At 34.3% G+C, this 20920-nt stretch carries 19 protein-coding genes and 3 pseudogenes; 10 read left to right on the plus strand and 12 right to left on the minus strand.

The window, feature by feature from the left end:
* Positions 1 to 29 precede the first annotated feature (29 nt).
* Positions 30 to 794: a CBS domain-containing protein gene (locus D1869_RS03760; protein WP_156013979.1), complete on the plus strand. Its 765-nt coding sequence runs from the start codon at positions 30 to 32 to the stop codon at positions 792 to 794.
* Here D1869_RS03760 and D1869_RS03765 read toward each other — a convergent pair.
* A complete protein-coding gene (locus D1869_RS03765) occupies positions 771 to 1553 on the minus strand; it encodes a DODA-type extradiol aromatic ring-opening family dioxygenase (protein WP_184651040.1) in 783 nt (260 codons plus the stop codon). The genes D1869_RS03760 and D1869_RS03765 overlap by 24 nt on opposite strands.
* A 174-nt stretch (positions 1554 to 1727) precedes the next feature.
* Between D1869_RS03765 and D1869_RS03770 the strand changes: the two genes are divergently transcribed.
* Positions 1728 to 2072: a PadR family transcriptional regulator gene (locus D1869_RS03770; RefSeq protein WP_156013980.1), complete on the plus strand. Its 345-nt coding sequence runs from the start codon at positions 1728 to 1730 to the stop codon at positions 2070 to 2072.
* Here the strand turns inward: D1869_RS03770 and D1869_RS03775 are convergent.
* Genes D1869_RS03775 through D1869_RS03805 form a run of 7 tightly spaced genes read right to left on the minus strand, consistent with a single transcriptional unit; the run spans position 2055 to position 9152 of the window.
* A complete protein-coding gene (locus tag D1869_RS03775) occupies positions 2055 to 3209 on the minus strand; it encodes a family 1 glycosylhydrolase (RefSeq protein WP_156013981.1) in 1155 nt (384 codons plus the stop codon). The two genes, D1869_RS03770 and D1869_RS03775, sit on opposite strands and share 18 nt — an antisense overlap.
* Positions 3206 to 3601: an SRPBCC family protein gene (locus D1869_RS03780; RefSeq protein WP_156013982.1), complete on the minus strand. Its 396-nt coding sequence runs from the start codon at positions 3599 to 3601 to the stop codon at positions 3206 to 3208. Before D1869_RS03780 ends, D1869_RS03775 begins: the two co-directional genes overlap by 4 nt.
* Entirely contained in the window at positions 3598 to 4119 is a 522-nt protein-coding gene (locus D1869_RS03785; RefSeq protein WP_156013983.1) for a class I SAM-dependent methyltransferase, read from the minus strand. The genes D1869_RS03780 and D1869_RS03785 overlap by 4 nt, the downstream gene beginning before the upstream one ends.
* 27 nt (positions 4120 to 4146) lie before the next feature.
* Positions 4147 to 4815 carry a DUF72 domain-containing protein gene (locus tag D1869_RS03790; protein WP_156013984.1) on the minus strand — a complete coding sequence of 223 codons (669 nt, stop codon included), beginning with the start codon at positions 4813 to 4815 and terminating at the stop codon, positions 4147 to 4149.
* The gene (locus D1869_RS03795) at positions 4812 to 5285 is read right to left on the minus strand and encodes a PaREP1 family protein (RefSeq protein WP_231113693.1); all 474 of its coding nucleotides are present in this window, start codon (positions 5283 to 5285) and stop codon (positions 4812 to 4814) included. Before D1869_RS03795 ends, D1869_RS03790 begins: the two co-directional genes overlap by 4 nt.
* Positions 5260 to 7365 carry a protein kinase domain-containing protein gene (locus D1869_RS03800; protein ID WP_156013986.1) on the minus strand — a complete coding sequence of 702 codons (2106 nt, stop codon included), beginning with the start codon at positions 7363 to 7365 and terminating at the stop codon, positions 5260 to 5262. The genes D1869_RS03795 and D1869_RS03800 overlap by 26 nt, the downstream gene beginning before the upstream one ends.
* Positions 7366 to 7400: 35 nt before the next feature.
* Positions 7401 to 9152 (minus strand): S9 family peptidase, encoded by a 1752-nt coding sequence (locus tag D1869_RS03805; protein ID WP_156013987.1) that lies wholly within the window; start codon positions 9150 to 9152, stop codon positions 7401 to 7403.
* Between the two features lie 30 nt (positions 9153 to 9182).
* Here D1869_RS03805 and D1869_RS03810 point away from each other — a divergent pair, with 30 nt between their 5' ends.
* The 3 genes from D1869_RS03810 (at position 9183) to D1869_RS03820 (ending at position 11214) form a co-directional block, all read left to right on the plus strand.
* Entirely contained in the window at positions 9183 to 10298 is a 1116-nt protein-coding gene (locus tag D1869_RS03810) for an MFS transporter (RefSeq protein WP_156013988.1), read from the plus strand.
* 279 nt (positions 10299 to 10577) lie between these two features.
* Positions 10578 to 10829: a VapB-type antitoxin gene (locus tag D1869_RS03815; RefSeq protein ID WP_156013989.1), complete on the plus strand. Its 252-nt coding sequence runs from the start codon at positions 10578 to 10580 to the stop codon at positions 10827 to 10829.
* Complete coding sequence (locus D1869_RS03820) at positions 10798 to 11214, plus strand: type II toxin-antitoxin system VapC family toxin (RefSeq protein ID WP_156013990.1); 417 nt, start codon at positions 10798 to 10800, stop codon at positions 11212 to 11214. Before D1869_RS03815 ends, D1869_RS03820 begins: the two co-directional genes overlap by 32 nt.
* Before the next feature lie 177 nt (positions 11215 to 11391).
* On the opposite strand, the gene acs is transcribed toward D1869_RS03820, so the two are convergent.
* Positions 11392 to 13371, minus strand: coding sequence for an acetate--CoA ligase (gene acs / locus D1869_RS03825; RefSeq protein ID WP_156015897.1), 1980 nt, complete (start codon positions 13369 to 13371; stop codon positions 11392 to 11394).
* Between the two features lie 117 nt (positions 13372 to 13488).
* Between acs and D1869_RS03830 the strand changes: the two genes are divergently transcribed.
* The 3 genes and pseudogenes from D1869_RS03830 (at position 13489) to D1869_RS15305 (ending at position 15183) form a co-directional block, all read left to right on the plus strand.
* Positions 13489 to 14496, plus strand: coding sequence for an MFS transporter (locus tag D1869_RS03830; protein WP_156013991.1), 1008 nt, complete (start codon positions 13489 to 13491; stop codon positions 14494 to 14496).
* Positions 14497 to 14898: 402 nt separating this feature from the next.
* A pseudogene (locus D1869_RS15300) lies at positions 14899 to 14967 on the plus strand (DUF4322 domain-containing protein); the annotation flags it as partial.
* Positions 14968 to 15018: 51 nt separating this feature from the next.
* Complete coding sequence (locus D1869_RS15305) at positions 15019 to 15183, plus strand: hypothetical protein (RefSeq protein WP_231113695.1); 165 nt, start codon at positions 15019 to 15021, stop codon at positions 15181 to 15183.
* A gap of 323 nt (positions 15184 to 15506) precedes the next feature.
* On the opposite strand, the pseudogene D1869_RS03840 reads toward D1869_RS15305, so the two are convergent.
* A pseudogene (locus D1869_RS03840) lies at positions 15507 to 16529 on the minus strand (IS110 family RNA-guided transposase).
* Positions 16530 to 16730: 201 nt separating this feature from the next.
* Between D1869_RS03840 and D1869_RS03845 the strand changes: the two are divergent.
* Positions 16731 to 17821: pseudogene (locus tag D1869_RS03845) on the plus strand (transposase).
* Here the strand turns inward: D1869_RS03845 and D1869_RS03850 are convergent.
* Together D1869_RS03850 and D1869_RS03855 are read right to left on the minus strand one after the other, a co-directional pair.
* Positions 17813 to 18313, minus strand: coding sequence for a YcaO-like family protein (locus tag D1869_RS03850; RefSeq protein ID WP_156013993.1), 501 nt, complete (start codon positions 18311 to 18313; stop codon positions 17813 to 17815). The pseudogene D1869_RS03845 and the gene D1869_RS03850 overlap by 9 nt on opposite strands.
* The gene (locus D1869_RS03855) at positions 18298 to 18966 is read right to left on the minus strand and encodes a hypothetical protein (protein ID WP_156013994.1); all 669 of its coding nucleotides are present in this window, start codon (positions 18964 to 18966) and stop codon (positions 18298 to 18300) included. Before D1869_RS03855 ends, D1869_RS03850 begins: the two co-directional genes overlap by 16 nt.
* A 261-nt stretch (positions 18967 to 19227) precedes the next feature.
* Between D1869_RS03855 and D1869_RS03860 the strand changes: the two genes are divergently transcribed.
* Complete coding sequence (locus tag D1869_RS03860; protein WP_156013995.1) at positions 19228 to 20892, plus strand: MFS transporter; 1665 nt, start codon at positions 19228 to 19230, stop codon at positions 20890 to 20892.
* The last annotated feature ends 28 nt before the right edge of the window (positions 20893 to 20920 follow it).

Here is a 20920-nt window from a genome sequence, read left to right on the forward strand (position 1 = left end):
CTTTTCTTTTCATAGTCAATATTATATATATGAGAGCAAAAGTCTCAGATTATATGAATACAGCTGTTGTGACTGTATCCCTAAATTCTACAATGGAAGAGATATTAAGCATATTATCTAGAGAAAGTAGTGGAAGAGTCATAGTGCTTGATAATGAAAAACCTATTAGTATAATTACTACTAGAAGTATTATTGCGGCTTTTTCTGAATACAGTTTGGATCTATTTAGCTTAAAAGCAAAGGATCTAATGTCAGAGGACTTAATAAGCGTAACACCAGATACCCCAGTTATTGATGCTATTAAAATCATGATAAATAATAATATAGGTGGATTACCAGTAGTGGAGAATCAAGTAATTAGGGGATTGTTTACAGAAAGAGAAGTAATAAATGTAATAGCTAATCTTAAGTTTTCTGGTATAGTAGACTCAATAATGAGTACCAAGATAGAAACTATTCCACAAAATTCTACGATTTTAGAAGCAGCTAAAATTATGACCATGAGAGGTATTAGAAGATTACCAATAGTAAACGAATATAGAATGGTTGGAATAATAACTGCTGCAGACATTGTAAAGTATCTTGAAAAACATAAGAATATAGGTAATGTATTAGACGCAGGAACAAAAAATCCTTGGACAATTAATAGATATACAAGTATAATTGATGCAGCTAAAATTATGAAAGAGAAAAAGATAGGTACTTTGCCCGTTGTTGATAATTCTAAATTAGTTGGTATTGTAACTGAGAGGGATTTAATGTATTCATTATTAACTGTAGAACTCAACAGCTAACATACTTACACCACCATAAGGCACTTCGTAACCTATAATTTCAGCTTTTTTTGGTTTAACTGCCCCTAATACTACAAATAGAGGTCTAAGCATTCCTTCTGGTGAAGCTACTTCCCATTCTTTTGTTCCTTCTAATTTAAAGAGTGAAGCTAAATCCCCTTCTTTTAATTTCTGAATTAATATTTGATCAAATTTGGTCTGCCTAGGTTTTGCATTTAAATACATTAATTCAAGCCTATGAGTTGGAGATCCTGTCCCCATAATTAATACGTTTCTATCTCCTACAACTCTCCCGATAACTTCTCCAAGTTTATAGTGAATTTCTGCTGATAAGTCAGTTATTGAAATTGTAACAGCTTTTACACCTTCTGGATACATATACATTAACGGAATCCATGCTCCATGATCTAATCCCCATTTATTATCTTGCTTTATTGGTAATCCTTCTTTTTGTCCCTCCTCTACAATTTTATTTGCTAAATCGACATCATTATCAGCTGAATAGCAGAATTTATATAATTCATCTGGAAAACCATAATAATCTTGAATACACTCAAGCTTTGACTGAGTCTCTACTAGGAAAGTTCCAGACCAGCTGAAGAAGTGTGGGCTAATTATTATTACACTATCGAATTTCCCAAGTTTCTTCCCCCACTCTCTAAGTAAATCTTTCCAAGGGTCGTTCTCTACCAGGATCATTGGAGAGCCGTGAGATACAAATATTCCTTTCATTAGGTTATATTCTACATTTTCTTCCATTTATAAATTAAGTTTCCAGTAGGAAATTTACCATAAGATTTCAGCTTCTATTTAAAGTCAATCTTTACAAAAAAATAAAAAAATTAATTTTTTTATTTATTAAATTTTTAAAAAAGTGTTAAGAGTATTTATTAACATAAAATTATAAAAATCTCTGATTTCAATTTACTAGTGATGAAAGGAGAAAAGATGATTATACTTAGAGGGCTAATTCCAGTTTTTATAGCTTATATAATTTATAAAAGAGGGAAAAAAGCCTATGCTAATGAAATTAAAGTTGATATAGAGAAATTATTAAAGAAACCTGTACCACGGAGCCTAATTTACGGTACGTTACAGAGAATGGAAAGATATGGCATAATTGATAAGTGTGAAGAGGGAAAGAAGAAAGCTTATAAATTAAATGAAAAAGGAGTCGTTTTTTTGATAAAGCACGTAGAAATTCTCAGATATTTATCGCCAGTTATAACTACAATTATAGAAGATATGGATAAAGAGTTATCAGACAAAGGAAGTTAGTTCTTTGAAGATATAAGCACTAGGCCTTGCTTTCAAGTCGAGCGTATAAATCCCGAACTTCATTTGATAGCCAAAATTCCATTCAAAATTATCAATTAAACTCCAGTATAGATAAGCTTCAACACTAACTTTACTTTCCTTTATGGCTTCTATATGGGATATTAAGAAACTTGGTCTAAGGAAATCTTTAGAATCGGCAATGCCATTCTCAGTTACTATAATTGGTTTATCGAATTTCTTCACGTCTCGTAAGACATATTTTAGCCCCTCTGGGTAAACTTCCCAACCGTAATCGGAACAAGGATTATTATCTAATGAAAAAGAATTCGGTTTACAAAACATACCATAGCCATCTAGTGGTTGTCCTTTCTCATTAACAACTATCCTTGTATAATAATTGACACCAATCCAATCGAAGCTTATATCTTTCAAAATTGTAAAAAGTTCCTCTTTTGCTTTCTGGTTACCCTGGATATAGGGAAAATTGAAAATGATTCCTACTTTCTCTCCACGGAATAGGTTATAAGCCTCTTGATGCGCAGATAATACATTTCTTAAGGCTTTTTGATATGCTCTTTTACTCGTTATTCCAGGTGGGAAGATACCAGACAGATAACCAAAAAGTATCATTATATTAGGTTCGTTAAAAGTACACCAAAGATCTACATATTCGGAAAAATTATCTTTCACAAATGATGAAAAAGATAGGAAGTAACTAATCGTATCCTCTGAATACCAACCTAAAGGTCCTTCAGTTAAGAGAGAATCTCTAGCAATGATTGGATCATGAACCCATTTAGGAAGATCAAAGTGATTAAGGCATAATATGACCTTAAACCCTTTATCTTTCAAGTCCTTTAGTAATTTTTTGTATGTGCTAACAGCTTCTTCTGATATTTTATCTTTTTGTTTAAATAGTCTTCCCCAACTTAAATTCAACCTCCAGTACGATGCATTAAGCTTTGAAGCTATTTCATGAACTTGAGAAAACTTTGAGAGATAAAAATTCTTTTCGGGCAATTCACCAATTACTCGTTTACTGGTAATGTTAACTTCATCTGTTAACCACAAATACCAATCCGAATTCCCATTCAATTCTTCATACTGGAATGCTGAAATCGAGAAACCTAATTTCATTTTTCACTCACTATCCTCTCTAAAGCATGAATAGTACCGCTTCTAAAATGTTCTTCAGTCCATTTTTCTCTAAATCTAAATAGTAAAGAAAGTTCTACATTCCAATTAGAACAGATTTTCTTATCCTTTATTTCGATTTCATGCTTTCCTTTCACTGGACCAGATAAGTAACTTATTGTTATTCTTCTTGAATTATCATCAACTTCTATCTTAACTTTTCCTTTTGCTGGAAAAGCGAATCTTACTTCTCCTTCATAAATATTCTTACTAACTTCCCTTATATTCAATTCTCTTGTTCCTTTCCAATAGTTAGGGATCTTATACGGATCTCTAATAATTTCCCATATCTTATCTTCATCTTCAACATCTTTACATATAGTAAATCTAATCATTTTTTTATAAACACCAAACCATATTGATATTCACTAGGTTTAAACTTATTTACAAGCTTAAAATCCTTAAAATATTCTATGTATTCCTCTTCACTCATCCTTATCCATTCTGGAGGACCAAAGGAAGTTCTCTTTTTCTCCCAATCGATTACTATTACTCTTCCATCTTTTTTCAATATTCTTTTTACCTCATTAACTACTTCAACCTTATTCTCCATATCATGGAAAGAATTTGCGAACAAAACTACGTCTACGCTGTCAGAGGGTATCGAAGTTTTTGAGGCATTCTCACATAAAAATATTGCTGATGGTGCTCTCTTTTTAGCTTCCTCTAATGCTGGGCAAAAAGCATCTACACAATAAAGTTTTGATGCGTAGTCCTTAAGATATTTACAGTAGAAACCAGTACCGCAGCCTAGTTCAGCAATTACTTCTCCACCCTTTAATAGGGAATTCAAAAATGTTTCTGGATTTTCAAAGTTCTTTCTAAAATCATCCGTGAATCCATGACCATGCATGTATATACTATTACTTAGAGAGATATATTATGTACTGTTTATCTTCTCTTCCAAAATCTTTTTCATTAGTCTTGCGTTTTCAAGCATCCAGTGATCATTATTAAAGAAGACATAAATTTCCTTAGGTTTTAAACTTATTATTCTATCAGATAACTCCACAAGCTCTTTTTCCGAATACTCATACATATACCATTCTTCTCTGCCATGAAGTCTTAAATACACTACACCAGTGTTGTTTATTATATAAGTTCCTATTGGAGAATCTATAGAAACTATGGTAGCTTTTGTTAGATTAGGTAGATTTTCATACCACTTCGTATCTCTAAATTCTATTGCCATTTTTTCTCCTACTACTTTTTCAAACTCTATCACTCTCCTTAAATTCTCTTGATTATACTTAAACGTTGGAGGCATTTGAAATAAGTAAAAACGAGGGGAAATTTTATCCATAAGTTTCCTAAATTTTTCCCAACTTTCAGTATCCTTTAATCTTTTCACATGTGTGATGTATCTATTTACCTTTATACTCCAAACTATTTTGTACTTACTCCATCCTTTAACTTGATTTTCAAATGGAAAACGATAAAAACTCATATTAAGTTCTACTGCATTCAAACCAGAATATTTTATATACCACTCTAAGTTTCCACCTTCATTCCAATCATACATCCAGCCAGAAGTACCTACGAAAATCATTTTAAGATCTCTCTAAGTTTCTTTACAAGTCTTTTTAATTGTTCTTCCCTATACTCAAATTCTTTTTCACCTTGAGGTCTTGGATGGAATTCTCCATGTAATCTCTCTGCATTAGTAAACATTATAACTACTTCTCCATCATTATATTTAAATGCTAAATAATCAACAAGAGAAAAATAATCTTGGTAATTTTGTATATCAAATCCTAGTCTCAATGCTACTGCCTTCATTAAATATGATAATCCTCTCCAATACATTTCTCCAGCATCAACCAAATCCCCTTTATTTTTTAATTCATCACCAACCATTAAGTACTCTTCAGATATCTTAGCCATGTAATTAATTCTCTCCTTTATATCCATATTATTAAGAATAAGCTCTACTACAATATCGGAGGGAGTAAGCCTTCTAGTAATTCCTTGATTTTCTAAATACTCATAAAGTTTATCTGGGATTACTATTTCTTTCATCATTATTTAATATCTCTTTAAGTTTATTATATACTTCGCTAGCTGTGGGTCTATTCTCTGGATTTACAAGTTCTTTAACTAAATCTTTAAGCCGTTGATCTACATCTGGAATTTCGAGCTTCATATAGTACTCCTTATATACTTCTTTTGCCTTCTGCAATATAGGTTTAGGATCTCCACCATTTGAATAAACTATGGACGCTTCATTAAACAACCTAATCAATTCCGGTGGATTAAAATCCTTTCTTGTTAACATTTTATATATAGTGGCTCCCAAAGAATAGATATCCATCGATGGCTCTGCTCCTTTTCCTTCAACTATTGCCTCTACTTGATCCACTGAACAGTATTCTGGCGTATATTGAGAGAACTTTTCACCTATTTTTCTTGCAGATCCTAAATCACTAACTTTTATTTTTATTTTTTTATGTGTTAGATTATCTAGGACTTCTTTGCCTGTTTTTCCAGGTAAAGAGGAGAAGAGTATATTTGAAGGCTTAATATCTAAATGAACAAACCCGGCCTTGTGAATATCTTCTAAGGCTTTCACTACTTCTAAAGCTGATAGTAAAACAATTTTCTCCCATTCATCAGAGTAGTATACGTTATCGTTCTGTATAAGCTCTTTTACACTCTTCCCTTCCATAAATTCCATGACCAAAATTGGTGGTTCATTTAAATAAGCTAAAACATCTCCATCTTTAATCCTCTTTATTGCAGAAACATCAACGATAGCATCAACAAATCTTACAATACTATCAGAACTCAGTGAGAGCTCTCTAAGCTGTGAATATTCGTTTATAAAATCGTAGTAGCTCTCTACTACGTTGGACAAGGGTATTAATATGGGGATTTTTATAGCATACTTTTTATTATCCTTCTCGCCAATTAGAACGTATGCGGAACCTCCTTTACCCAGATAATCAATAATTCTGTAACCATGAATTATCCTATTAACCCAAACTTTTGGATCCCAATTATATTTTAGTGATTCTATTCTGAGAACTTCTATCTCTTCCATTAATTTCATCAGCTTAGGTGACGGGGAAATACTTAGTGCTAATCTTCCAATCCTTTCAGCTAATTCAATATCTTTCTCCTTTGCTATGCTAAGAAATGATATTATATCTCTTGAAGGTACTTTTTTAAGCTTCTCATAACAATCAGCAATCTTATGTAAATCACAAAGGGAGTAATTAATCTTATACGGTATAATTTCTGAGATTTTAACAAGAGCTTCGCAATTTCCTTTATATACTAGTTTTTGACAAAATGAAGTTATATCTCCCCTATATAAAAATAATAAGTTCTTTATCTTTTTTTCATCGTTTAAATTCTCTAAAATAGACTCTTCTATCTCACTATCTGATAATAAGGATGAAGACACAATTGCTGATGAGGAGGAGTACATTAACGAAAAAGGCGGATTAACATATAGAAAGAGAACTGAAATACCAAGAGATACTATAATTACTAACGTGGTTATTATGCTGTATAAAGACTCTCTCTTTAAGTAAGAAACCAATATAACGATAATATCAGCTGGGAGCATAAATTTTGACATACTTGCCATTTCATTTAATACGAATAATGAAACACCTACTTTTATTAGAGAAATTGAGTATAAGAAAAAGATTTGAACTAAGAAGAAAGGTATTGCAACGGTGTAGATTAAACTAGGGACTATCTTCTTTTTAATTATAAGTAAAATAGAACCTAAGACTATAAACGAGAAAAAGTAGGATGAAATAGGATGGAGAAAAAAATAGAAAATTAAGGAAAGTGGAAATGGAACAAATTTTAGATAATCAAATTTAATTGAGAATATAGAAAGTGAAGTTATTACTAAAGCGAAAACTAAGAGTTGTATACTTATCTCTTTTAAAAAGAATAATGGTAATAATGCACTACCTACAATTAGTGATAAGCCCAGAATAAACGGAGAAGAGGAAATAGACGTGCCCACTGCAAAAGATAATAAGGGAAGAAATGAAGCTTCTATCCCGTTTTCTAGTATGAAATATGATATTACAGCTAAATTGCCTAAGGACAATAATCTGTTAAGCTTATAGTAATCCACATATAAAATAAATTTGAATTTTTATTTAAAGCTTATTAAGACTTCAGATATTTATCAAACCACCCCAATTTTCTCTTTAACCTATCTATCATATTCTTCGGATTCCCTTTTCTAGCGTGTTCATGACCATCACCTTGATATCTGACAAGCTCAGTAGGAATATTATTCATTTTTAGTGCAATAAAGAACTGTTCAACTTGCTCAATAGGGCATCTATAATCAACCTCACCGTGGATTAGCATCGTAGGGGTCTTTACATTTTTTACATAATAGATAGGTGACATCTTCATTAATTTCTCTATTCCATCTTTACTCCATGGGTCATCAATACCCGCTTCAATTGCGTTAAACCAAAAACCTATATCACTAGTACCGCACATACTTACTAGATTTGATATACTTCTTTCGCTAATTGCTGCCGAGAAAATATCAGTTTGAGTAATTATCCAATTAGTCATGTATCCACCATACGAACCTCCAGTAACGCCAAATTTACCAGTCAAATTGAACTTCTTTTTAACCTCATTAACAAAGTTTATCAGCTCTTTCATATCCCTTCCGCCCCAATCACCAACACAAGCCTTAGCAAACTCTTCTCCATATCCTTGACTACCACTGGGGTTAGCATAAATTATATTATAACCATTACTGGCAAAGAACTGGAATTCTATGAAATATGCATAACCATAAGCCATATGAGGACCTCCATGAATAAAGAGAATTGTTGGATTAGAGGGATTTGTAATTAATGCCCAACCCTCGATCTCACCCTTTACTTCAATAGGCGATAATCCCTTTACATTTGGATTAGGATCATACGCCTCACCGTTGTAGAATAGAATTACGGGCTTTTCTGGTGTTGAATAAAAATAAGCCAATTTACCATCCTTGAAGTCAAAGCCTCTAACAGCCAATTTTCCTTCTGTTAGTTTGGTAACCTTATCGGAGACAGAGTAAATGTGACTTTCTCCACCTACTTGGCCTAATGTTATTACTTGATCACCTTCATACACAATTTTCTCTTTAACGCCATCAAACAGATCACTTAAAACTGTATTACCACATGTATTTCCGCATAGGAAACTTTTCCCTTCTTCTGGAAAAATTATTTCTCTGACAGCCCATGGAGTTTTGCCCTTTCTATGACCCAAATAAGCTATCTTTCCGTCTCTATTCATAGCTATTGCAGTAATATTACCTTCTCCTTGTGTAATCCGCGTTAGCTCTCCAGTATTAATATCAACTTCATAAATGTCAGCTAAGCCATAATCATCATTCTCTCTTGTTGCTGAAATAATAATCCTATTACCGTTTGTTGCAATATCAGTAACATCAAAATTTCCAGAAATAATTTTTCTCAATTCTTTGTTGTATAGGAAGAGGGATTGTCTAGTCCAGAATAAACCTTTACCATCAAATCTGTACTTAAGCTTATCACTCACGAAATACGTACTGGGTTTTACTTTCTCTTCTCCAATAATTAAAATTCCATTCTTATGGAAGACATACTTGTGAATTTTACCTAAAGAGAGTATTTCTTCCGGTTCTCCATAAGGTCTCTGTCTTATTAATTTAGCTTCTCTTCTACTCCCCTTTACGTAATACAAAAAGCCATCATAATAATAGGGCGAAGATTCATTCCCGCCAAAAGTTATTCTTTGTTTATTTAAGTAGATAGCTGATTTGTATTTCTCGTTCTCAATCCACGTTTCTACGTGAAATAAACCAATCTCGTTCAATTTAACATCTGATATTAACCTTATCGAATATGCCTCTTCCGGCGTCATGCTTTTATATAGTTTTTCGTTTTTTTAAATATGACTATTAAAAGGAGAAGCGAAGTATTAAAAATTTCATTTTCAGCTTTCTTTGCAGATTTAGGATATCAAGCTGCTGTAGCATCTTTTCCTATAATCTTCGTCTTCTACTTTCACGCCCCAATTTTCCTATACGGTATTGCTGAAGCCCTGAATTACGGTGGTGGAAGTCTAATGTCGATTCTTGGAGGTTATTTGGCAGATAAATACGGAAGGAAACTTATAGCTGTGATTGGAAATGCGTTAATTATTATTCTGTCTTTTACGGGTCTAGCAGTGAATTACATAGAAGCTTTATTTTTATTTATGTTTGGTTGGTGGTTTAGGAATTTTAGAACTCCAGCCAGAAGGGCTATGCTTTCTGAAGTTACTGAAGAGAGCGAAAGAAAAGAGGCTTATGGTATTCTACATGCTTTAGATATTGCTGGAGCAACGTTGGCTGTCGCATACTTAACTATTGCATTATACTTCGGGGTTAAAGCTACAGAGATTCTGATTTTTACCTCAATTCCCCTAATAATTTCTACGTTATTTTTAGTGTTTGTTAAAGCTGGCGGAAAAGGTATTCCGAAAAAGCCTGGTAAAGTTGCTTTAACTATTGTAATTTCTACAATGTTCTTTGCTTTTACTCAATATAGTTTTGGATTTCCGATAATCACAACAGAAGAATTTACAAGAAGGTTTTACCTCGCAACATTAACGTACGGAGTATTCCTTGCTTCATCTTCTTTATTCGGGTACGTATTTGGAAAAATAAAGCTTGAAGAAGTTAAAGGATTAGCATTCTTAGGATATTTATTAGCTGGGCTTACCTCATTTGGATTTGCTTTTCTCTCTCCTCTAGGAGTTATATCAATATATCCATTATCTGTAATTATGGGAATTGCAGTAGCATCCACAGAAACCTTTGAACCAACAATAATTTCGAAATTATCTAGAAGCGAAACTGGTACAGCAATGGGTGCCTTATCCTTTGGAAGAAGTATTGGAGTCTTGATAGGGAATACTATAATGGGATTCCTTTATCAGTACAGTTACTCATATTCTTATATTTTTGCTGGAATAATGGGTATTATAGCATTCTTAATAGTTTTTACAGTCCTACTCAGAGGATGAGAATAGATGATCATTGCTTCCTGGGAAGAATTAACGCATCGGTAAATCATACTTTGTCAAGTACTTTAATTTTCTCAGATATTAACTTCATCAATGTTTGTTAAATTCAAAATCGAGTGTTAATTTAAAAGTAAAACCTAGCATTAGTTTTGTTAAAAATTCAAACAATCCGTAAAGCACTATGTGAAATAATAAGCTTAAGTCTGAAGAAGTATACTCTCTAAAAAAGATTAAACAGAGAAGTAAAGATTATATATTTTGTTACAAAGTGATAATGTGATGTCTGAAACTATTAGAGTATCAAAAGAGGTTAAAAGAGAGCTGTTAAAGATAATGGGAGAGCTTCAAATAGAAAGGGGTGAAAAAGTGGACTTTAACGACGTCATAGAATACTTACTTTCGTTATATAGGAGGAAAAATCCTGAAATTTTAAGGAAAATGGTTGGCTTAGTACCCAATATATCATATGAAGATTTAAGGAAAGAGAGGAGAAAAGAACTTGAGTACGAAAAAGAGAAGTATGGTATTTGATTCGGGAGTCGTTATAGATATCCTTTTGGGTAGCAATGAAGGAAAGAAAATAGAGAAATTTGTAGAGGAAAACTTAGATGAGATAGTTATAAACGAATTAAATCTAGAGGAAATTAAATATATAATATGCAGAAAGAATAACATAGAAAAAGTTGAAGAAGTAGAAGTATTTCTAAAATCAAGTGGTTATTTTAATGTATTTCCTTTTACTAACGTAAGGGGAGAAATATACAGATTAAAATGTAAGTATCCGATATCTTTAGCTGATGCAAGTAGTATTGCTACCGCTAAAATTCTAGGAATACCAGTAATGTTTAAAAGAGAAAAAGAAATTGAGCCATTTAAAAATGAGCTCAATGTAATTTTTACAGATGAACTAGTTTAGAAGTGCTTTTTTACTAAAGATGTATTAATAATCAAAACTAATTTTATCAATTACAAAATTAAACAGAGATTAAATTCCAAATAGTAGGCTAGATAATTAAATTAGTATAAAAGCACTATTATTTACTATTAAGTCGTAAATTCTGAGAAACATAGGAAAATAAAGGATCTTAGAAAATCATTGGCTTAATGATTTCTTAAACTCTTCTACTGCTTTCTTAATCTCATCCATTGATGCCTCGTCTTCAAGAGTGGTTATATCACCAGCACTTTGTCCCATCATAACTGCTTTAATTACTCTTCTCATAATTTTACCAGATCTAGTCTTAGGTAATTTATCTACAAAATGTACCTCTGGAGTTACTATTGCTCCCATGTATTTCCTTACATGCTCTTGTATCTCTCTAGCTAGCTGAGGTGAGGGTTTGTAACCAACTTTTAGTACTACAAATAGATGAACAGCTTCCCCTTTAACAGGATCTGGAATTCCTACAGCTGCAGCTTCAGCTACTGCTGGATGAGATGTTACTATTGATTCAACCTCTCCAGCACCAATTCTATGAGCAGCAACTTTAATTGTTTCATCAGCTCTACCCATTACCCATATGTAGCCATCTTCATCAACCATTGCATAATCTCCTGGATAATAAATTCCCGGGAATTTACTGAAGTATGTTTTCTTTAACCTCTCGTTATCTGGGTCATTCCACATACCTATCATCATCATTGGTGGGAATGGAGGTAGCATAACTAAATAACCTCTTTCTCTAGGCTTAGTTTCTTTTCCTTCCTCATTAACCACAGTTACTTTATTACCGGGCAATGCAAAACCTACAGCTGGTCCAGATTTCATTGGTAAGTAAACTACGCCGGGAATATAACCAATATTAGGACCTCCGGTCTCAGTTTGCCACCACTGATGCGACATAAATACTTTTCCTCCTCCAACTACTTCTAATCCCCACTTCCATGGAGCATAATTCAATGGTTCACCATTAGTTACAATTATCCTTAATGATGACAAGTCGTGTTGCTTTACGTAATCTTCACCGTATTTCATTAATGTTCTTATTGCTGTAGCTGAAGTACCAAATGTTGTTGCCCTATATTTCTCTATCATTTCTGCCCATTTATCTGGATAAGGATAATCTGGGGCACTCTCATAGATTACGATACTTCTACCCATTACTAACGGTGAATAAGTAATGTAAGAGTGTCCAACAATCCATCCGATGTCTGAAGTATTGAACAGTACATCATTCTCTTGGCTTAAACCATAACTCCACAGTAACATAACTGCTGTTCCCACTAAGTAACCTCCAGTACTATGAACTATTCCCTTAGGCTTACCAGTTGTTCCAGAAGTGTATAGAATGAATAATGGTTCCGTGGCTTCAACCGGTACTGGCTCAATGTACTTATACTTTCCTACTTCATCAAAGTAAACATCTCTACCCTCTTTGAAGGGTATTTCAGTACCAGTTCTCTTATAAACTAAAACTTTTTGTACCGGGCTTTTATCACCGAGAATATTTAATGCTTCATCTACAGTTTTCTTTAATTCCACGAGCTTTCCTCGTCTATAGTATGCATCCGCAGTAATTACAACTTTAGCTCCAGCATCTGCAATTCTGTCAGCTAACGCTTGTGCACCAAATCCGGCAAACACAACTGAATGTATTGCTCCTAACCTTGCAACAGCTAGTTTAGCTATTACTCCTTCCGGTGTTAAAGGCATGTAAATTGTTACTCTATCGCCCTTCTTTACTCCAAGTTCCCTTAATGCGTTAGCCCATTTATTAACCTCATAAAATAGGTCTTGATACGTGACTACCTTCTTTTCTCCCCTTTCACTCTCCCAGAATATTGCAGCCTTATATTTCCTAGGAGAATTTAAATGTCTATCTATAGCGTTATAGGAAGCATTAAGTTTTCCACCGACAAACCATTTTGTAAGTAAACCTTCTTCTTGGACAAAAGCTTGTTTCCATGGTTCGTACCATGTAATTAACTCTTCAGCTAACTCTCCCCAGAATTTATCAGGCTCTTCAACGCTCTTTTTATATAAATACTTGTAGTATCTCATATTATAGTCTGCCTTCTCCTCTAAGTTTTGTTCACCCAATTGTTGTAATTGTTCTGAGAGTTTTTCAGTCATATCTATCAGTATAAGTAATTTAAACAAGCATAAAAATCTTTTACCCTAACTGTTAAGGTTATTATAAATAGAAAAAAATAAAAATAATCTTAAAAGGAAAGAAAAAATTTTTCATGCATGAATAGTGAAGCTAAGCTGGCAAGTAGTTGGTTTATTTGGGGACTTTCATATTACCTTTATTATCCCTTTGTTTCACTATTTGCTGTAAAATTTGTGAAAGACGTCACAATCCTCTATTTAATTTCTACTCTATTTGCAATTCCCATGCCACTTATCGGGAGTAAGTTAGCTAGAAAAATTGGTCTTGTGAAAACAATGATGTTAGGTGGTATATTTTCCGGCTTAGGGCTTATTCTGTTTTCTTTTTCAACATCCTTATCTTTTCTGATTATATCTTACGTAATTGCCTCAATGTTCTTCATATCTTTACCCAGTTATTATTCCTACATGAATAACTTAGGTAAGGGAACCATTTCGAAAATATGGGCAATTTCCATTATACCTTCTCTTTTTACTCCTTTTATTGGCGGAATAATTGCCTCAGTTCTTGGATTAAGGGCTGTTTTCCTTATAGGCGGAATCCTTATGGCTTTGACTGCACTTCCTCTAATAAGCCTTAATGAAATTCAAATTATAAAAGACTCTCTAGTCTTTGATGTAAAACTATTAATTCCTATAGTGGTTATTCTACCTATCGCATTAGCTTTTCCATTCATATACTTAGTCCTTAAACAAAATTATTTGATGAGTTACGAAAATATTGGTCTTATAGCTACTTTGGCTGAAATGATAGGTGCATTCTTTACTTTTTTATATTCTAAGTTTGCAAGAAGATTCTTTCTATCTCTTTACCTAGTTCTTTTCTCTCTGATATACCTTATTTACTTTAATCCAATGTTTGCACTCTTTTTCGGACTTTGGGAGGCTATAATTCCTAGTGCTTTAGAGGAGAGCAAAGAGAGAAGTCCAGAAGCATTTGGGATAATAAACTCATTTCAACAAGTAGGTTGGTTTATGGGTTATCTTTTCAGTTACCTTGAGTTTTCTGTTAAAACTTCTATTCTGATTTCCTCAATAATTTCAGTTATTTTAGGTCTTATATTTCTCGTGATAAATAAACGTTAAAACATTTGGTTATCGTTTAAATAAACTTTATACAATTAACGAGTAAGTTTTTTCATGAAGTCTTTCATCTTATACTTCCCTGTTAATAAAAATCTCTTGCGCAGAATTCTCGCAAATCAGGTGAATGAAAAAAACCAAGTATCACAAGAGAAAAAACAAATAAATAGGTAAGGAGCGAAACAACATAAGCCCATATGGGCTGAATCATTTTTCACGTTACCTTAGACCCCAAATTCATTTTACAAAAATAATTACAAGGAATAATTATCTATTATCTCGAAAATTTGTAATTAGAGAAAAAGTTAAGGTAGATGTAGCCTGTATTACTTTAGGGGAGAAACACTTGAAAATATAGACTACATCTACCCTAAAATACGTGTACAAATCAAGGAAATTTTCATCATAAAGGGAAGAAAGGCAGAAGAAGTCAAGAAAACACTTGTAACAGCAGCACTAGCAAAAGATTCCGTAGAAAACAAGGCAAAAGAGTTTAACATATCATCACAAACAATAAGAAACTACGTGGAAGAACAAGTAATAGAACAAATACTAAACGCGATCAAAACAACCTCAATCAAAGAACTAAACGAAAGAAAACGCGTAAAAATATCAATAGACCGGACATCAATAAAATACAAGGGAAAACCAGTAGAAGGACTAAGCGGCTCAGAAAAAGGCTACGCATAGAACTACACAACAACAAGAGTAAAGAGAAAAACACTAGCATTCACACGCACAGAAAAAGGATAACTAGACTAGAAATAGTTCAAAATCTAATACAGCAGATACTAGCATTAGGTCTAGAAATAGAACTAGTAGCACTAGATGCCGGTTTCTATTCAGTAGACGTAATCAACTACTTGTCAACTTCGTCATTGGGGCATTCAGCAATAAATCTTTCGGTCATATTTTAAGCATAGTGTCAACTAACATTGCCACGTGAGTCCTTTCAACTCACATGGCTATTAAGGGGAAGGCCTCTTCTTTGGCTCATAAGGCCTATTATTATATCAAACACTCCACACAATCCTTGCCAACTTCCTTGCTAAAGCAGTATACAACTTCTTACCTTGAAGCCTATCCTTATGAGACTCATAAAACTTCAACAAAGTAGGGTTCCTAGAATAATTCATCTTTGCCAAGAAGTAGAATAAACTACGCAAATACTTATTACCCTTCTTAGAAATCCCCCTACTCACCACAACCTTGCCACTCCTCTCCACAACTGGGTCAAGACCACAAAAGACAACAAATAATTCCGGTTTAGGAAAACGCTTAATATCACTAGCAATACCAATAATTATACTAGCTGCAAGCCTACCAATTTCCGGGATTGCTAACAAAACGCGATCCTCGGGAACTTGTTCCTCAATCATCTTCCTAACCTCTTTTAACCTCTCTTGCGTTTTCTAGGAGTGTTTTTGCTAGGACTTTGATCTCTTCGAGTACCAAGGGGATGTATTGTAGGTTGTAGAGCTCTTCTTGTGTAAAATCTCCCTTTGCGAGTTTTTCCTAACCTTTCCTTACTTATCTTATCACTTACTAGGAATAGCGTCTCTTTAGTCTGTTTTTGTATTTCGTCTCTATGTGCTTGAGGAATAGGTAGAGTGTTATTAGTTCTCTTAAGGGGTTATACTCATACTCCTTAGCCTTATCAACCATGTTTTCTAATTTTTCCGCGTCACAAAAATCTGTTTTTTCTTTCCCCTAAACTCCTTTTCTCTTGATAGTTTGGCTTACTTGTAGTACTCTTATCCCTCTCTCTTTGAAGTATTGGCTAGGTCTTATTGCGTATACTCCAGTGGACTCTAAAACTATTGCGCAAGGTTTCATCTCAAGGATTTCTTCATAACCCTTCAAGTTGTTCTCGTATTTTCTTTCCCTCCCCTACTTGTAATTAGGTGATCTTTTGATATGTCTATTCCTATTACCTCTTTATATATCGGTGGATTTTTTCCACAATGTTCAGTCCGACGGTAGGGGTTTGTCACGCCCTCATTCGAAGACTTTGCTTCAGTTAAGGGGTCGACCATGTTTCGCCAGCCAAGGAGTATTATTCTCCCCGGCTAATATAACCTATATAGGTTTCTTGGGTATGCCTTCAACTTGGTTTTTCTAGTTTTAGGCGTTGAGTTTTTTGTATTTTTAGCAGTTATTCTACTTTTCCTTGGTAATACAAAACTTTCAGTACTACCGATAAAGTTTTTAATTTACCACATAATTGATTAAAAAGTATGAAGAACGAGAAGGAACTAGAAGTTGCAAGGAGCGAATTCATCAAGGCATTCAACCACCTAGTTGGAATACTGAGAATGAAGGGACTCAAAAGAAAAGTAGCACTAGGCCTAACACTCATGACACTAATAGGAGGAAGAGCAAGCATAAGAAACACAGCAATAACATTCGGACTAAACTACACAAACCTATTAGAAGCACTAGAACGCCTTGAAGAAGCATGGAAACACTACCTTGATACACTAAGCAAAACAATAGTAGGACCCGTAGTGATTATAATAGACGACACATTCGACCACAAACCATACTCAAGAATAGAAGAAATAGCAAGCAGATACGGGAACTACATCTTCTACTGCTCCACACACAAGAAATTCGAACCGGGAATACAAGTCCTCACAATAGCACTACACGACTTGGCCACGGGAAAAAACTACTTGGTCGGCGCTTTCCCATACGCAACAAGAAAAATGTGGGAAAGCGGGATGGTGAGCGAATTCAAGACAAAGATAGAGATGGCTGCAGAAATAATTGAGATACTCAAGAGTAAATTCACCATAGCTAGGGTTGTGTTTGATTCTTGGTATTGGTCTGAGAAGTTGGTGAGGGGTTGTGTTGTTTCTGAGTTGAGGTCTAATAGGAGGCTCTTAAGGGTTAGGTGTTTGGAGGGAGGGGGGACGTTGGATGTGGAGGGGCACATCCACGTCCGAGATCTTCCTCCAAGCTCTTACTTGGCTGACCTAACCCTTGAGAGTCGAGTTATTACTATAAAGTTGTTAGTACTGGAATATAAAGATAATAGGCTTAGCTTGTACTCCACTGATCTTAGCTTGAGTGATGAGGAGATAGAGGCTACTTGGAGGATTAGGTGGGAGATAGAGAAGTTTCACAAGGATATTAAGGCTCTTGGTATGCAAGATTCCTCTTTCTTAAAGAGGAAGAGGTTTCAAGGTTACTTGCTTCTCTTCGTGATGGTTGTTAACACGGTTAGAGATTTGATTAGCTCCCTTAACTTGAGGAGTTTCTCAGGTTCGTTGAAATTCGTTTAGGTGATGCTCTAGGTTTGATGAAAACTTTTAAGTTACGTTAAAGTAGAATAACTGCTATTATTATCTTTATAAGAAGTAGCCTCTGTAAATGTTAGGACTACTTCATCTGAATAGTCCTTAAAAAAGGACAGCTTTTTAAGTTGCTCTTTCGAAAAGAACTTGTAACTTGTAGGGAGAATATTAACTCTCTCTTTCAGTTCTTCGACTTTTCCGAAAAGCGATGTATCGTCATCAAAGAAGGTTAATGAACCATAGAATCTTTCTAAAAACTCTCCAATAGCACCCATAAGGCTTTCTTCTCTTGTTTCTCCCTTACCGCCCGCAGGGACAAGATTTTGCAAATATTTTAAAAGGGGTATAAATTCTGGGGGAAATGCGAGAAATTTAGGTTTAATGTATTTTATTGCTAAAAATGATTCGAGTAAATCATAGTTTACATAGTTTAACAGCTTAGTTATCACTACATTATCATACTTTTCTATATCGTAGCCAAAAGCAGATCCTAGAAATTCATTGATTATAACTTCTTGCATTTTAGGCACCCAGGGATTTTTAAGGGGGTATTTACTACAAGCTCTCCTTCCAATAGGTCTACGTAAATTAGCTTACCATCATATTTACTGCTATTTAAGAGCAGTTTAGAAAGACCTAATAATAAGAACTCCGCGAATTCATTTAATTTAAGAGATGCTTCAACTATAACTTTTCCGTCAACTTTTATCTCTAAAATTAATCTTGAATTTTTTAACCAAAGATAAATCTCATAAATACAAGGATTGTTTTTCTTCATCACATAAATAAAGAACCTATAAGGATCCATAGCATATGATACGAGAACCTTTTCGAACTTTAATAGCTCGTCATTGATTGAAAGTAGCGAATTTATATTCGTTGAAATTATTAACGTATTTTCATATTTAGGTAAGTCATTAATTGACACGTAGAGGTTAACTAGGTGTTGAGCTGTCAGTATTATATTAATAGCAAAGACGTTAATTTTCTCTTCCTTTTCTGGTATTAGCATTCTAATATCCATTAACTCGTCCGAATTTATTGAGAATAGATTATTAAATTCTATTTCATTTAGCTCTATTAAACCAGAAGATTCAGCGAATACTATATATTTTTCACCATTTTTATAAATAGTGAAAAAAGGAGATATTCTCTTTTTTAATTTTTCTTTCACTTACATCACTTGTATCCTACAATCCAACGGAAAATCCAGCTAAAAACTGCTCTATTTTCTTTACTTATTTCCGATGCTTTCTTATTTGCATGTTCGATTCCCATATATGATTATCGAGTTCGATAATATATAAATAAACAATAAAGTTAGAAAGTTTTAACTATAATTAGTACTTTAATAATTTTGCCTAGATTGGTTAAAAAAATTTAACTAGATCTAACCCTTTTTAAAACGCTCTCCTAGATAATGAGAGGAGATAAAATGGAGTACAAATGGATCGTCCTCCTAAATACAACTCTTGCCCTTTTTATTGCCTCGGTAGACGGTACAATAGTGCTTATCTCTCTACCTGCAATTTTCAGAGGGATTCAAATAAACCCGGTCGAACCTTCAACATTTCAGTACTTACTGTGGTTTTTAATGGGATATGGAATTATAGGTGCATCATTCTTAGTCAATTTCGGCAGGCTTTCTGACATATACGGAAGGGTCAAACTCTACAATTTAGGATTTGTAATATTCACAATAGGTGCTGTCCTACTAACGTTAACCCCTAACACTGGTACTATAGGGGCGCTAGAGCTAGTCATATTTAGGATTATAGAAGCCATAGGAGCTACTTTCCTCTTCGCAAATACTACAGCTTTATTAACAGATGCCTTTCCCCCAAACGAAAGAGGAAAAGCAATGGGTATGAACCAGATGTCCACAATAGTTGGTACAATACTGGGACTAATCTTAGGGGGGATCTTAGCTCCAATAAACTGGAGGTTAGTATTCTTTGTGAGCGTCCCGATAGGAATTTTAGGCACAATATGGAGCTATCGAACATTAAAAGAGACGGGTCCCTTAGCTAAGGGAGAGAAAATAGACTGGGTAGGTAATATAATATTTGCTGGGGGTTTAATACTCATACTTTTGGGTATAACATACGGTCTTATGCCTTACGGAATTTCACAGACTGGTTGGAATAACCCATATGTAATAGCCTCGTTAATATCTGGAGCAGTACTCCTAGCCATATTCCCGTTCATAGAAAGGAGAGTAAAATACCCAATGTTCAACTTAGGCCTATTCAAGATAAGATCGTTTATGCTAGGAAATTTAGCCCAATTACTCTTCGCATTTTCCTTCGGAGGACTAACCCTAGTACTTATAATACTCCTCCAAGGTATATGGTTGCCTTTACACGGAATACCATACTCACAGACTCCTTTCTGGGCTGGGATTTACCTAATACCTATGAGCTTAGGAGCCCCTATAATGGGACCTATAGCTGGAGTATTGTCAGATAAGTACGGACCGAGAATCTTTTCCAGCTTAGGCTTAGCGATACTGGGTGTAGGCTTCCTAGCGTTAAGCACATTGTCCTATAACTTCAATTTATGGGAATTCCTAGCGATAACTTTCATAATGGGGATGGGTATGGGAATGTTTGTAGCCCCTAGTACTTCATCAATTATGGGTGGTGTTCCAGGTAGGGATAGAGGAGCAGCAGCAGGAATGAGGAATACTCTCTGGTCTGGTGCACAAACTGCAAGTTTCGCTATATTCTTTACTATAATAATAAGTGTACTGTCCTTAACGTTACCTAACGCACTTTATAATGCATTTATACACGCTGGTGCACCCCAATTAGCTCCTATAGCTTCTAAAATACCAGTGAGTGCTGCACTGTTTTCAGCTTTCCTCGGCTATGACCCTGTTAAGACTCTATTATCTGCATTACCTCCTCAAATAATTTCATCATTAAGCAAGTCGGTAATCGATACTATAACCAGCAGACAATGGTTCCCACAAGCTATTGCACCACCATTTATGCATGCACTCAGGGTCTCGTTCTATATCTCATCGGCCTTAGATTTCATAGCTGCAGCACTTTCGCTATTTTTAAGACGCATAGAGACCACACAAAAGTGGGCTTAATTAATTAAAGCCACAATAAATTTTTATG

It is taken from the genome of Sulfurisphaera ohwakuensis, assembly GCF_009729055.1.
In the GTDB taxonomy this organism is placed as follows: Archaea; Thermoproteota; Thermoprotei_A; order Sulfolobales; family Sulfolobaceae; genus Sulfurisphaera; species Sulfurisphaera ohwakuensis.

Coding starts and splice junctions, on each gene's coding strand:
- D1869_RS03795 (WP_231113693.1), bottom strand. CDS start 5,285: ATGAAAGAAATAGTAATCCCAGATAAACTTTATGAGTATTTAGAAAAT.
- D1869_RS03810 (WP_156013988.1), top strand. CDS start 9,183: ATGACTATTAAAAGGAGAAGCGAAGTATTAAAAATTTCATTTTCAGCT.
- D1869_RS03785 (WP_156013983.1), bottom strand. CDS start 4,119: ATGCATGGTCATGGATTCACGGATGATTTTAGAAAGAACTTTGAAAAT.
- D1869_RS03860 (WP_156013995.1), top strand. CDS start 19,228: ATGGAGTACAAATGGATCGTCCTCCTAAATACAACTCTTGCCCTTTTT.
- D1869_RS03790 (WP_156013984.1), bottom strand. CDS start 4,815: ATGATTTTCGTAGGTACTTCTGGCTGGATGTATGATTGGAATGAAGGT.
- D1869_RS03830 (WP_156013991.1), top strand. CDS start 13,489: ATGAATAGTGAAGCTAAGCTGGCAAGTAGTTGGTTTATTTGGGGACTT.
- D1869_RS03805 (WP_156013987.1), bottom strand. CDS start 9,152: ATGACGCCGGAAGAGGCATATTCGATAAGGTTAATATCAGATGTTAAA.
- D1869_RS03760 (WP_156013979.1), top strand. CDS start 30: ATGAGAGCAAAAGTCTCAGATTATATGAATACAGCTGTTGTGACTGTA.
- D1869_RS03850 (WP_156013993.1), bottom strand. CDS start 18,313: ATGCAAGAAGTTATAATCAATGAATTTCTAGGATCTGCTTTTGGCTAC.
- D1869_RS03775 (WP_156013981.1), bottom strand. CDS start 3,209: ATGAAATTAGGTTTCTCGATTTCAGCATTCCAGTATGAAGAATTGAAT.
- D1869_RS03765 (WP_184651040.1), bottom strand. CDS start 1,553: ATGGAAGAAAATGTAGAATATAACCTAATGAAAGGAATATTTGTATCT.
- D1869_RS03815 (WP_156013989.1), top strand. CDS start 10,578: ATGTCTGAAACTATTAGAGTATCAAAAGAGGTTAAAAGAGAGCTGTTA.
- D1869_RS03770 (WP_156013980.1), top strand. CDS start 1,728: ATGAAAGGAGAAAAGATGATTATACTTAGAGGGCTAATTCCAGTTTTT.
- acs (WP_156015897.1), bottom strand. CDS start 13,371: ATGACTGAAAAACTCTCAGAACAATTACAACAATTGGGTGAACAAAAC.
- D1869_RS03780 (WP_156013982.1), bottom strand. CDS start 3,601: ATGATTAGATTTACTATATGTAAAGATGTTGAAGATGAAGATAAGATA.